Raw genomic sequence first — 11,885 nt, forward strand, 5'->3', positions numbered from 1 at the left:
CCGGCTAGGCGAGGGCGTCCAACGGTAGCGGTTCAATGCCACGCGCACGGTCAATTTTCTCGGCCATCATGAACGCTGCGTCGAGTTCGCTGATGCCGTGCTCTTGCATCAGCTGGAAACGCTGGGCCTTCTCTTCCGGCTCGGTCATCGCCATGGCGAGATACAGGCTCGGCGGCACAGCGCGAAACAGCACCTCCATCGATTTCGACAGAATCACGCCCTCGCTGAACTTGCCGGCTTCCTTGCGTGCGGACAGCATCAATGCTTTCTGCGAAGGGTTCAGTTCGCGAAACCGGGCGATCTTTTCCACCTCGTCGGGAGGCATGGACAGGCAGATCCACCATTCGATCATTGAAAGCATGGGTTCTGCGGCTTTGGGCAGATCGTCCAGGTTCTGGGTGGCCAGCCAGAACCATGCGCCCAACTTGCGCCACATCTTGGTCACCTTCACCACATAGGGCGCGAGCAGTGGATTTTTGGTGATGATGTGGCCTTCGTCGGTGACGTTGATGATGGGGCGGCCGAGGAACTGGTCACGTTCAGCGATGTTATTCACGGTGTTGATGAGCGAGATGTAGGCGATCGAGAGTTGGGCGTTGTAGCCTTCGCGTGCGAAAGTCGCCAGGTCCACGATGGTAATATCCGCTTCGGGCCACGGGGTACCTGGCCGGTCGAACATCTCGCCATCGACCCCCTGGCAGAACATGTCCATCGCATCGGCCATCTCCAGCAACCGCGTGCGCCGGGTCTCAGGCAGCGTGGCATCACGGCCTCGCTCGCGCAGGGCATCACGCACGTCACGGGTCAATACCGTACGTTTGGCCGCTACACAGTGTTGCGCGGCGTCGAGAATGCATTGCCGGATCAGGCTGCGGTCGGCGCGGGTCATGCGCGCTTCTTCCTTGTCTTCCCCGCCGGTGATCATCAGTCGCGCGGTGATCTCCAGTTCACCCAGGACGTCGCGCTGCTCGTCGCCGTCAGCGGGCGATCCGATATCGGCTGGATCGTCGTCAAGCGCATCAGCATCGAGCGTCTGTACCTGGCTCGGCGTATTCACCAGGCGCCAGGCATCGGCAAATGACGCGAGGCTGACACCGGCGCTTGGTGCGAGCTTCACACGATGCACCGTCAGGCCCAGGCGTGCCGCAAAGTCGCCGAACAAACCAAACGAGTTGCCAGCTTCGACGATAAACAACCGCGGGCGATAAATCGCGGTCACCTGATTGAGGATGTTGTTGAGGGTCGCGCTTTTGCCCGACCCGGTGGGGCCGAACAGGAACAGGTGCGCGTTCATTTGCCGGTCGAGTCGGTTCAGAGGATCAAAGGTGATCGTGCCCCCGCCTCGATTGAAGAACGTGATGCCGGGATGCCCGGTGCCTTGGCTGCGCCCCCATACCGGTGCGAGATTGGCGACGTGCTGCGCAAACATCAGTTGCGTGTACCACTGGCGCTTGTCCATGGCCGGGTCGAATACGCAGGGTAACCACCGCAGGTAGCTGTTGAGCGGTGCCACCTCGTCTTCCTCGCGGACCGGCTGCAGTCCGGCATTGAGCATCACATTGGCCAACTGCAGTCCGCGATCGTCGAGCTGAGCCTGATCGCGGCCGCGCAGATAGAACGCCAGCGCGCCTCGGTAGAGTTTGTGAGCACTGCCAATAAGGCTGCGTGCCAGTTGCACATCCTGGCGTGTCTGCTCGGACGCCAAGGTTTCCCCCACGGATTTCTTACTGAGATGATTCAGATGCGCCTCCAGCACATCCTGCGGCGTGGCGACCAGCGTCAGGCACATCACCGTGTCTTCCGGCATTTGATCGAACAGTGCGTTCACGGCATCACCGCCCTTGTGTGTCTCGCCTGTCAGGTGCCCGGTGACGGGGGGCGTACGCAGGCGATCGGTCACGATCACCCGGTGAGGCATGCCGTCGAAGCACCACGTGCCGGTGGTGACGTCCGAGCAGGGCTGTCTGTAGAACAGGCGTTGGCTGAAGTCCGTGCCGCTGGCCAGCTCGATGTCACCCTCCGTCGTTTCCTCCGGATAGCGGGTCAGCGCATAAAAGCGCTCCCGATCCTCGTCGGTATTCCCCAGCAGGGACGGGGCTGGATTGAACCAGCGCAGCAACCAGTCGTGAATGTCGACCGCACCCAGACGCTGCGATTTCACGCCGGCATTGGACAGACCGCCTATTAGCCGGTCGCAGATCGTGGCCAACGCCTGCTCGGGCGATTGTCCGCGACGGGAAGCTGCCGCGGTAGGCGTGCGTCGGTAGACCACCATGCGTACGCGCCTGACCTGGCCGCGCCATGGCAGACGAGTGACGGTCGTGTCCTCGAATAGTCCACCAGGTTTGGCGATGGCGCGCAGGTGATGACCGAAGAATCGCAGATAGAATTCGCTGAAGGCGCAGTCCCGGGCGCGGGGTTGAAGGTAGGCAGAAAGCGAGTGCAGGTAGTGATCCCAGTTGGACTCGTCCTGGGCATAGAGCTGGACTACCCAAGGATTGTCATCGAGCTCATCGAACGAGTCCTGCAGTGCGTTTTCCAGGGCATCGCGTGCTTGCCACAGCCACGCCATCTCCCGACCTTCGGTCCCCAGAGGCATGAGTTCAAAGAATCCAGCCACAGACTGGCCATCCTCCAGCAACATGCTGTGGCTGTCCGTCAGGTATTCGACCCAAGGCAGCAGAGCTACAAAGGAAGGTGCCACGTCATAGAGGGCTGCTGCATCGGCATGGGTCGCCGGATTGCGCTTGCCGTTGCCTAGTACGCTACCGGGCTCAGCAATGCCATGTGCCGCGAGCTTTGATACGTGCTGTTGCCAGATATCACCCGCCCCGATAGACGCGTCAGCAGCCAATATCGAGGGAGCGGGCGCCTTGCGCGACCACGGCAGCGACCAACCCATATCAATAGTCCTCCATCCGTTCGCCCGGCATGGCGTATTGCACCCGCTGGTACAACGGGAACACCGTGCTGTAGCCAGGCACGGGCACCGGGTCTGTTCCTGCCAGGTGGGGGAATACGTACATCACAAGATCCGGGTTAGGCAGGCGATGAAACTGTCGATGGATTTCGTTACTCGACGTGCGGGTGTAGGTCTTGTTGATCGCAGAGGTTGACTGCACCTGCGCATCGTCCAGGGGCCGACGTAGCGTCTGGCGGGCGTCGAGCAGCTGCCGGGCGGCCTGACCGCCACCTGTGCCGCCGCCGGTTTCCTGATTCCAGATGTCGAGCATGGTGTTATCCCCATGCGGCAGCATCTTTTCCTTGCTGGTCGAGCAGCCGACCAGTACGACGGCTGCGAGCAGCAGGATGGTCGCTTCAATCCAGGTCTGACGCATGAGTGCCTCCGAGGCGATGATTGACCCGACGTCCCTTGGCGTCGTAATCGATATTCAGGGGATGCTCCAGATGCACGGCGACTTTTGCGCCGGGTTGCACGTAAATGGCCGCGAAGGCCTGGCCATAGAACTTATTGACCCACTGCGACATTTCCTGCACGCCACCGGCGAGGATGCGGCCCATGGCTTCATTGCCGGAGATACCGGCCGTACCGAAGGAGCCGTTGCCATTGCTGATGTAGGAGACGTTGCCGCTGTCAGACTTGATCAGCGAGGCCGCGCCAGCGCCTGCCGCAGTGATGAGGGCCTGCGAACCGAGGTACTGCTGGGCATTGCTGCGCCGCTCCCCAGCCACGCAGGGGATTCCGTAGGGATCGCTGATCCAGCCCAGACCGCTCTGAATCGTCGACCCATTGCTGTTCTGGGCATTGTTGGTGCTGCCATTAGCATTGCCGCTGTCCTCGGGCACGGTGCGAATGGTGCCGTCCTGGAACACGAAAGTGACTGAGCGGATTTGTCCACGAACGCATGAAAGCGTCCAGTCACCAGAGGCGGTACCGCTGACTACCGCGCCGGACACGTCGGGGATATCGATGCCGTTCGCTGTGAGATTGTCCGGACCGATCAGGACCTTGAACGGATAAGGATCATTCACCGTGCCGTCAATCGGCACACGGCCGATCAATGCAGTCATGGCGATCGAACCCATGAGTGTCGAGTTGGTGGGAACGGTGTAGACCGGCTTGCTCGAGGCAACCACGGCGCGACCGCCGGCGTCTGCTACGGAATCCACCGTCGTCGACAGGGTCTTCTGCGCAGGACCGAAGCTGGTGGGAAGGTCAGGGCCCTGGCTCGCTCCAGTGTTCTTCGTGTTGGTCCTGGCGTCGTCGGGCTCAATCCATTGTATGCCGCTGGATGCGCCGAAATCCTTGCCATCGCCATCCTTCAGGCCAAGACCAACAGGCAAATCTGCGGAGCTCTTATCTGTGAAGCCGTCCAGACGCCGTTGCAGATCCTGTAGCAGGCCTTGCGTGTGCTGCCGGTCGCTACTCACCTGGTCGCGTTCTTGCTGCAAGCGGCTGCGCTCGCCATCCAGCGCGTTCTGGATACGCTGATCGATTGTGCTTTCACGCGCGCGAAGGCGCTCGTTCTCAGCCCTCTGGTTTTTGTTGTCACCCTGCGTCGTCTGCAATTCGTTGCGTAACTGCTTGACCTGCGCGACCAGGGTGGCGACGGTATCGCGGGGCGTGTCGCCTTCGATACCCAGGGCCTTCATCTCCTCCGGCGTGAGCTGACTGCCTGTGCCCTCTGGTGTTGGGTTGTTGCCGCGCTCGCCGGAAAAAAGCCTGATGCCTACGAACACCAGCAGCAGGGCCATCGGGATCATCAACCATTTGAGCAGGCCGTTACTTTTCATCATGCGTGCCTTCGATCGACCCGGCCGCTGCGGCTGGTGGCAGATTCAGGCCCGCATCGATGGTGCTTATTGCAGGCAGCAGCGACTCACTCAGTCCATGGTTGCGCGTGACCAGGTAGAGCACGGTGGTGTCCGTTGATTGGCCCGATGGCCCCAGATTGGGATGCTGGAAGGTGGCGGCCGTGAAATCGCCTTGCAGCGCACGAGGATCCAGATCAATCCAGCGCGCCGACGTGTTGGTGAGCCGCACGGCTGTGACCCACTTATCTTCCAGACGCCAGGCCGCCAGTGCCTTGGCATACACAGGCAGTGTGGGCAGCAAGGTCTCCAGGGACAGGTCGCGGCGAAGGTTTGCGCGGGCAATACCCGGCGCCGACTCGACGGTCCTGAGGGGCGCATAAAGGTTTTGCGCCGCATAGCGCGTCAGGATTACCGGAAGTGGCGTTTCGCGTGACATTGCCGGCGGTTCCTTCGTGTCTTCTGGCTCGTCGCTGTCCTGGCTTGAGGCGACGCCGTAGCGGTTGGCAGAGACCTCGGCTTCGACAATGCGGAGGGGCTCCAGCGGTTGCTGACCATCCTTCGGTGGTTCGGCCACGATGTCGAGCAGCAGTAGCGTGCCGGATTCCACATCCTGCAGTTGCAACCGTGTTGGGGCAATCGGGTCGCTCGCCCGCAGATAGATGGCACCTGCGGCACTTTGCACGCGCAGGTGATCGCGTAAGTTGGCTGGAACGCCAACCCGCACATTACGATCGATGAAGACCACCCGTTCCTGGCCGACGATCAGGGGAACAGCCAAGGGCAGGCGTTCCCAGCGAAGGATCTCGACCGCTTGACTGACGGGCACCAGGCACACGCTCAGCATGACGCTGGCGAAGACCGACAGGGCAAGCCTGATCATCGGCTACCTCCTTGCAGTTGCCTCGGCGCATTGGCCCCCGACCCGAGCGGAGGCGGCGTCTCAATCCGCTGAGGCGCGCTGGCATAGCAGTCCAACGCAAGACCGAATGGGTTGAGTTCGGGATTGACGTCCATGCGCACGACCTTCAGCGGATAGCGCACCAGCGCTCGCTTGACCTGTTCGGAGCCGTAGTATTCATCCGCGCTGAGGTCGAGCGTGACAATCCAGTCGTGATCGGAGACAACCTTGACCCGGGTGGTGGGCTCATCGCCGTATCCACGCCCCGGAATTTCGTACACGCCGCGCACTCGCTGACGCAGCTCACCGTTGCTGCGCCGGTATTCAAAATCCTGCTGCAGAAAAGCCTTGCAGTTCGGAGTCAGATAGGCCGACAGTGCCCGCAAGTTGCGTGGATAGTCGTCTTCGCCGTTTGTGGGCCAGCGCTGGATCTGTTGCCAGATATAGAACGAAAAGGCATACACGCTCTCTGGCGGCACATCCCACCACTTGCGCGTGCTGCCTGAACGAAGATCAGGTGGCACATGGATCGTGAGATTCTTGGGCGCGTTCCACCAGCCGATACCGAGTAATAGAGCCGCGACGAGTAGTGCACCGATGCCGAAGCGTAACGTCTTCACATGGGCCTGTAGATGGATGACCTCGTTCTTGAAACGGCTCATGCGCGACCTCGACCCGCGTGACGCCCTGTGTCGCGCCGGGTGCTCCAGTAGCCGGACCATGTGATCAGAGCACTGCCGCCCAGATAGGCTGCAAGCGTTGGGTGACGCAAGGCCAGGCGCCACTGAAGTTGCCTGTACAGCCAGGTGTCGGGACGCCCACGCTTCTGCCTGCGTAAAAAACCTCCGCCGACAAATACGCCGAGGGCGATGCTCGCAACGATCATCGTGGGGATCATGGCGATGCTGCGGGTGATCCATGCCAGTGGCAGTCCGAGCAGAAAGCCGAGCACGGCCGATAGCGCGGCGCACATCCACAACTCGTCGGCCGTCAGTCCACGGACGACCACCGGCTGACGGTTCAGACGGTGGGGCAGGAAAGTGACCAGGGCATCTTGAAGGAGCGCCGAAGGAGCAGTCATCGTTGCCCCCTACAGCACGCCGGTGGCTTTGGTCAGCAGCCAGATGCCAACCACCAGCAGGATTGCACCCACCGCGACGGACAGCCCAAATTGACCCCAGGTCGCGCGACCGGTGTGAATCTCCGAGTAGCGTGTGTAAGCGTGGTAGCAGACGCCGACGAACATCGATGCGACGACGAGCAATGCGATCAGCATCACGATGTCATAGCCATAGTTCTGCAGCGTCTGCAGGATGCCATTGCCCGCGCCGCGTGACGGGTCTTCCATGGTCGGCAGACCGGCTGGAAATGCCGACAGTGGCACGCTGGTAATCGGGAGCAGGGCGAGCATCATGACGACGCGAGACGAAATACGGTGGGCGGTGAGTGAGATGCTCATTTTGATGCAGCCTTCATGACGGTCAGGACAGAAGAAGGAAAGTCAGTACCAGGTACATCGCGATGAATCGCATGATGACTGCCAGGAACTGACGTTGAGTGATGCGGTGTTCGGACCAGCCGACATACGTGGAGCGCATGGCCCAGACACCCCAAAGGAGCAGCGTTGCGAATACGAGTCCGAGCACCGCGGCGGACACGGCAGACGGGGTAAAACCTCCGCCCGCCTGGAAGGCTGAGATCTGATCGGCTGACGGGGTCATGGCGACGACTCCTCACCAGAGTCGTCCCGGTCGCTGCGAACGTAGCCGCTGGTAAAGGAAACGGGATCGCGTGGTTGGGCACGCTGTGGCACCAGATAGTCCTGGATGCCAGCGCGAACGTGCTTTAGATCCTCCCGCAGCCGGATGTAGTCGAAGTGGTAGCGGGCACGGTCATGTGGAGATATTTCGGCTGATCGCTCGGCCAAGCGATCGATAAGATCGACCTGACGTGCGAGCGCCGTGAGGTACTCATGTTCTGCAGCGCTGTCGGCAGCGGAGGCGGATTGCAATACCAAGCCCAGCACGGTCAGGATCATGGCGACCGGATATCGCCAAATGCATGCGTGGCGGGTGATCTGGTTCATCGAGCCATCCCCAGTGAATGCGAATGGCTCCGATGCTGCAGCGCAAACACAGCCTGCGCTGCAAACAATCAATACTCGCTAGTCACCGCATTCTCAGAGGAGCGCTCGCCTAATCCATGGATGGCACATGAGGGGGAAACAAGTGAAGCGGGCTAGGAGGAAGAGGGAGCAGCACAGGGCGTTGCAGAGATGAAGAGGGCGGTACGATCAGGATGCCCTATTGAGTAACGGTGAGATAGGTTGCAAGGAGTGTAGTGGTCTGTGCGACATCAAGTACGTCAGTCAGATCTGTAAATCCAAGGGGGACCAGCGTGCTCACATTCTCCGCTGACCGTCTAGGGACTAAGTGCCTTCACGATTGCCTGCACAGTGACGCCAATCTGCCAATCTGGTGATGCAATATATGATGGACGAACGTCAACGACACACTCTCTTGATCCCCGCGTTTGGGCTATGGTGGACGTCTTCCAATCAATCCCAGCATTTGGCCATTGTCTACCACCCTTGAAGGAGAACGCTTTATGCTAGGTATAGTCCAGTTCCCGTTGTTTGTACTGGCAGTCATGGCCCTCAATGCGACGCCCGGTCCAGATGTCGCTTATGTCGCCGGGCAAAGCATGGTGCATGGACGGCGCGCAGGAATCCTTTCCGCCTTTGGCGTTGCTTTGGGGGGATGTTTGCACACGATTTGTTGTGCGGTTGGGCTCACAGCCTTGCTGGCAGCGTCTCCTTCAGCCTTTATCGCGATTAAGTATCTGGGGGGGATATATCTTGTATGGCTGGGAATGCGGACACTCTGGGCTAAGGCCGTGACTAGCGATGTTCGCCCTGCGACGCCCCGGTTAAATAATCGCACGCTGTTGTTCCGGGGCTTCCTGACGAATGCTTCCAATCCCAAAGTCTTACTTTTCTACGTCGCCTTTTTTCCACAATTCGTAGTTCCCGAAAGTGCCGATAAAACTGCGGCGTTTCTGGTTCTCGGTGCAGTTTTTGTGTTGCTGGGGTTAATGAACGATATTGCCGTTGCGTGGCTAGCTGCCAGAGCCGCACGTGCTGTCAGTGGTCAGCCGCACATCAGACTTTGGATAGACAGAATGATCGGTGTCACATTCATTGGGCTGGGTATCCGGCTCGCGCTGACTCATAAGTAAAGCGTTGAACCTGCTCCTACCATGCTCGCTTCGTCGAACACAGAGATGAAGGCCGCCTGGCGCTTGCTTACAGGTACTTCTTGAAGCTGCCAGCGGCGAGATTCATTGCCAGCCCAAGCAATAACGCGCTGGGCAATAAGATCAACAATGGGGGCTCGCTGACCGGAAGCGCCAGATAGGTCACCCACGGCAGCACAGCCAGCGGCATCAGGCTAGCCTTGGCGCGGTGATAGATGAATCCCGATTCTCGACCCGCGCCAAATCGGCGAATGTCACGACGTACCAGCCCGTCGACGAAACCGACGAACGCCGTCATCAGGAACAATGGCAGAGTCAGAAAAAGCACCAGCAGCCGAACGAGAAACACGAGCATGGTGTACGCGCAGGCGATCAAATAACCTTCCAGATGCACATACACCAGGCTCATGTAGTAGCGGAAATCTCTGGCCCCGCTATGGCTGGCTGCACTCGTCTGTGTGGACGCATCGCGTATCCAGTTCGCCAGCCCGCTCTTCACGAACATCCATTCGTAAGCCTGTTCAATCACCCAGTTCGCAGTGCGTCCAGGTTCCTCCACCAGTACGCTGCGTGTGAAGTCTGCCGACAGTTGGTTCAACTCATAGCTGACCATGCTCTGGGCATGGTGCCAGCCCTGGTCTGGCCAGAAGAAGTACATTCCGATGCATTCGATCACAAGACAGAGAAACAGTGAACCGAACAGCACGCCAAGAAAACGAAATGGCAATGTGACAAGGCCGGCTATCAGGCCTTGTTGACGATCTTGCTGATGTTTCACCGCGGTGGCCGGATCGCTCACAGACGGTTTTCCTCCCTACCGGTGGGCAGATGCTGGAAGTCGTCCAGCAGATCGGCTGGCAACGCGTTTTCCTGCAGCCCGGGCGCGCCTTGGCTGTCCCACCAATCTCCGGCCTCGACATAGTGCTGGCGCATGTAGCCTGCCAGCTCCTGCAAATCCTTGGGCATCACTTCGTCTGGATCCGGGGCGGGCAACGGCATGCGGATCTTCCAGAGGTTGCCGCCTTCGATGAGTCCAAACGCTTGACCTTTGGGCAGTGAGACAATGTGTGCCGGTTCAATCAGAGGGACGCTATTGCTGCTGATGCGATCCTGGGTGTTGGAGGTGAACGCGGTATTGCCGCGCGGATCGGAACTGTCGGTCGCACCGCTCATCAGAGTGGTGGCATACACCTCCACCTTGGGTAGTTGTCGCGTTAGCAGCTCTGCAGTAGCGGTTTCACGCACGCGCAGCATGAACAGGTTGTTGAAGTTGCCTACCACCTGGCCAGCCTTGGCGCGGTTGCCGATCCGAGCTTCGATGTCTGACAGTGTCTGGGTATAGGCGGTCACTTGGATACCTGCGCCGCCTCCCTTGTTGATCATCGGGATGAACTCGTCACCCATCAGTTCGTTGAACTCATCCGCATGGACGTTGATTGGCAACTTGGTATTCGCCGAGGCACCCGGTAGTCCATCGTTAATGCCAAATTTGTAGATATGCCCGGCCACGGACACCAGATCGCTGAACATCGAATTGCCCACCGCGGCAGCAACCTCCGCGTCCGACAGCGCATCCAGACCGACATAGACAACCGCGCGTTTGCGGATGATCTGCATCCAATCGAAGATGGGACGCGGGTCGGCCAAGTCGGAATAGTTCGGTGCGAGCAACTGCGCCGTCTTGCCGGTGGTGAGCTTCTCGAGCAACGGCAAGAGGCTCGCTACTATCTTGTCGAAGTAGGTACGGTCATAGCGCACAGCTGATCGCAGACCGTCCAATACCAGATCGTAGGTTCGAACCTGCGACAAGTACTGCTCAAGCGCGATAACGCGTTTTTCGCGTCCAATCATGTTTCTCGGGATGTTCTTGTCGTTCAGCTTGGCTTCGAGCTGGACGATGATTTCCCAGGCTTTCGGTTCGTTTTTCGCAAAGAAGTGCTGGGCATACTCCATGAACAGCGCATCGATATTGATCACATGGCGCTGGATCAGCAGATAGTCTGGCCGTTGCCCCAGTTCGACCAGAGCGCGGGCTATGATGTTGACGAACCGCCAGGCGAACTCGCGGAACGCGGCGCTGTTTCCTTCCCCCGACAGCTGACCGGCAATGCGGGTGGCCACTTCGGAGATACGTCCGAATCGACCGACTGCGTTGTAGCGCGCACTGATGTCCGGCCAGCCGAGATGGAATACGTAAAATTCGCCTTCCCGCCCCGCGCGCTTGGCTTCCACGTACATTCGTTTCAGAAGATCGGCATCGCCTTTGGGATCAAAAACAATGACCACTTCGTGCTGGCCGTTGACCTTGCGACGAATGTCCTGGGTGATGAACAGTTCGGCCAGACGTGTCTTGCCGACGCGTGTGGTGCCGAGCACCAGGGTATGGCCCACACGCTCGCCCAACGGAAGCGTGACGTCGACTTCGTGAGGTTCAATGCCATGTAGACGCGGAAGGCCACCCACTGGAGGGAGTGGCCGCGCGGGATTCAGCGGGCTGTCCCATGCCAGCGTCCGCGCTAGCTTCGAGAGGGGTAACGGCGAAAATTCCAGTCGCGCTTCCAACTGCCTGGCGATTCGGTAGAGCAGGGTGGGCTCGACATACCGACGAAACTCCGGACGATAGGTCTGCATCAGGCGGTGGGTATGCCGTTGATCCCAGCGAAATCCCCTGCCAACAAAAAGCCGTTGTTGGCTCACCGGCACATCGCGGCTGGTCATGACGTAGCGGGGCAATCGCCGAATGTTGCGGCGGTAGCGCAGGATGATCCAGGCTTCCCTCAGACGGATTGAGCCGAAGGTAAAGAAAGCCAGAGCTGAGACCAGTCCAAGCAGCGGATTGAGCGCGAGCGACCACGGTGCGACCAGGCACAGGAAGCCAGATCCCATGCATACCGCAACGCTATAGAGTTCCACCGCTGGACGCAGGAGAACCTCTACGGCGTGCGCCTGAGCCACT

General features: G+C 59.7%; 12 protein-coding genes. 1 reads left to right on the forward strand and 11 read right to left on the reverse strand.

The window, feature by feature from the left end:
- Nucleotides 1–4 precede the first annotated feature (4 nt).
- The 9 genes from ACODSV_RS13330 to ACODSV_RS13370 are packed head-to-tail and all read right to left on the reverse strand — an operon-like array spanning nucleotide 5 to nucleotide 7,760.
- Entirely contained in the window at nucleotides 5–2,902 is a 2,898-nt protein-coding gene (locus tag ACODSV_RS13330) for a conjugative transfer ATPase (RefSeq protein WP_489045630.1), read from the reverse strand.
- A 1-nt stretch (nucleotide 2,903) separates the two neighbouring features.
- Nucleotides 2,904–3,338, reverse strand: coding sequence for a TIGR03751 family conjugal transfer lipoprotein (locus ACODSV_RS13335; protein ID WP_489045632.1), 435 nt, complete (start codon nucleotides 3,336–3,338; stop codon nucleotides 2,904–2,906).
- On the reverse strand, nucleotides 3,319–4,755 hold the full coding sequence (locus tag ACODSV_RS13340; protein WP_489045689.1) for a TIGR03752 family integrating conjugative element protein: 1,437 nt from the start codon (nucleotides 4,753–4,755) through the stop codon (nucleotides 3,319–3,321). Before ACODSV_RS13340 ends, ACODSV_RS13335 begins: the two co-directional genes overlap by 20 nt.
- Complete coding sequence (locus tag ACODSV_RS13345; protein WP_489045634.1) at nucleotides 4,745–5,656, reverse strand: TIGR03749 family integrating conjugative element protein; 912 nt, start codon at nucleotides 5,654–5,656, stop codon at nucleotides 4,745–4,747. The genes ACODSV_RS13340 and ACODSV_RS13345 overlap by 11 nt, the downstream gene beginning before the upstream one ends.
- Nucleotides 5,653–6,336 carry a PFL_4703 family integrating conjugative element protein gene (locus ACODSV_RS13350; RefSeq protein ID WP_489045636.1) on the reverse strand — a complete coding sequence of 228 codons (684 nt, stop codon included), beginning with the start codon at nucleotides 6,334–6,336 and terminating at the stop codon, nucleotides 5,653–5,655. The genes ACODSV_RS13345 and ACODSV_RS13350 overlap by 4 nt, the downstream gene beginning before the upstream one ends.
- Entirely contained in the window at nucleotides 6,333–6,755 is a 423-nt protein-coding gene (locus tag ACODSV_RS13355) for a TIGR03750 family conjugal transfer protein (protein WP_489045638.1), read from the reverse strand. The genes ACODSV_RS13350 and ACODSV_RS13355 overlap by 4 nt, the downstream gene beginning before the upstream one ends.
- Nucleotides 6,756–6,764: 9 nt before the next feature.
- Complete coding sequence (locus ACODSV_RS13360; protein ID WP_489045640.1) at nucleotides 6,765–7,133, reverse strand: TIGR03745 family integrating conjugative element membrane protein; 369 nt, start codon at nucleotides 7,131–7,133, stop codon at nucleotides 6,765–6,767.
- A gap of 22 nt (nucleotides 7,134–7,155) precedes the next feature.
- Nucleotides 7,156–7,395: a TIGR03758 family integrating conjugative element protein gene (locus ACODSV_RS13365; protein WP_489045642.1), complete on the reverse strand. Its 240-nt coding sequence runs from the start codon at nucleotides 7,393–7,395 to the stop codon at nucleotides 7,156–7,158.
- Nucleotides 7,392–7,760 (reverse strand): integrative conjugative element protein, RAQPRD family, encoded by a 369-nt coding sequence (locus ACODSV_RS13370; RefSeq protein WP_489045644.1) that lies wholly within the window; start codon nucleotides 7,758–7,760, stop codon nucleotides 7,392–7,394. The genes ACODSV_RS13365 and ACODSV_RS13370 overlap by 4 nt, the downstream gene beginning before the upstream one ends.
- Before the next feature lie 521 nt (nucleotides 7,761–8,281).
- Between ACODSV_RS13370 and ACODSV_RS13375 the strand changes: the two genes are divergently transcribed.
- Entirely contained in the window at nucleotides 8,282–8,911 is a 630-nt protein-coding gene (locus ACODSV_RS13375; RefSeq protein ID WP_489045645.1) for a LysE family translocator, read from the forward strand.
- A 67-nt stretch (nucleotides 8,912–8,978) separates the two neighbouring features.
- Here ACODSV_RS13375 and ACODSV_RS13380 read toward each other — a convergent pair whose 3' ends face one another.
- Together ACODSV_RS13380 and traD are read right to left on the reverse strand one after the other, a co-directional pair.
- Nucleotides 8,979–9,728, reverse strand: coding sequence for a TIGR03747 family integrating conjugative element membrane protein (locus ACODSV_RS13380; protein WP_489045647.1), 750 nt, complete (start codon nucleotides 9,726–9,728; stop codon nucleotides 8,979–8,981).
- Nucleotides 9,725–11,884, reverse strand: coding sequence for a type IV conjugative transfer system coupling protein TraD (gene traD, locus ACODSV_RS13385; protein ID WP_489045649.1), 2,160 nt, complete (start codon nucleotides 11,882–11,884; stop codon nucleotides 9,725–9,727). The genes ACODSV_RS13380 and traD overlap by 4 nt, the downstream gene beginning before the upstream one ends.
- Nucleotide 11,885 lies beyond the last annotated feature (1 nt).

Source organism: Pseudomonas sp. FG86 (genome assembly GCF_057808775.1).

What these genes read in the sequence shown, in the direction of transcription:
- ACODSV_RS13330 (WP_489045630.1), bottom strand. Translation starts at nt 2,902, where the DNA reads ATGGGTTGGTCGCTGCCGTGGTCGCGCAAGGCGCCCGCTCCCTCGATA.
- ACODSV_RS13335 (WP_489045632.1), bottom strand. Translation starts at nt 3,338, where the DNA reads ATGCGTCAGACCTGGATTGAAGCGACCATCCTGCTGCTCGCAGCCGTC.
- ACODSV_RS13340 (WP_489045689.1), bottom strand. Translation starts at nt 4,755, where the DNA reads ATGAAAAGTAACGGCCTGCTCAAATGGTTGATGATCCCGATGGCCCTG.
- ACODSV_RS13345 (WP_489045634.1), bottom strand. Translation starts at nt 5,656, where the DNA reads ATGATCAGGCTTGCCCTGTCGGTCTTCGCCAGCGTCATGCTGAGCGTG.
- ACODSV_RS13350 (WP_489045636.1), bottom strand. Translation starts at nt 6,336, where the DNA reads ATGAGCCGTTTCAAGAACGAGGTCATCCATCTACAGGCCCATGTGAAG.
- ACODSV_RS13355 (WP_489045638.1), bottom strand. Translation starts at nt 6,755, where the DNA reads ATGACTGCTCCTTCGGCGCTCCTTCAAGATGCCCTGGTCACTTTCCTG.
- ACODSV_RS13360 (WP_489045640.1), bottom strand. Translation starts at nt 7,133, where the DNA reads ATGAGCATCTCACTCACCGCCCACCGTATTTCGTCTCGCGTCGTCATG.
- ACODSV_RS13365 (WP_489045642.1), bottom strand. Translation starts at nt 7,395, where the DNA reads ATGACCCCGTCAGCCGATCAGATCTCAGCCTTCCAGGCGGGCGGAGGT.
- ACODSV_RS13370 (WP_489045644.1), bottom strand. Translation starts at nt 7,760, where the DNA reads ATGAACCAGATCACCCGCCACGCATGCATTTGGCGATATCCGGTCGCC.
- ACODSV_RS13375 (WP_489045645.1), top strand. Translation starts at nt 8,282, where the DNA reads ATGCTAGGTATAGTCCAGTTCCCGTTGTTTGTACTGGCAGTCATGGCC.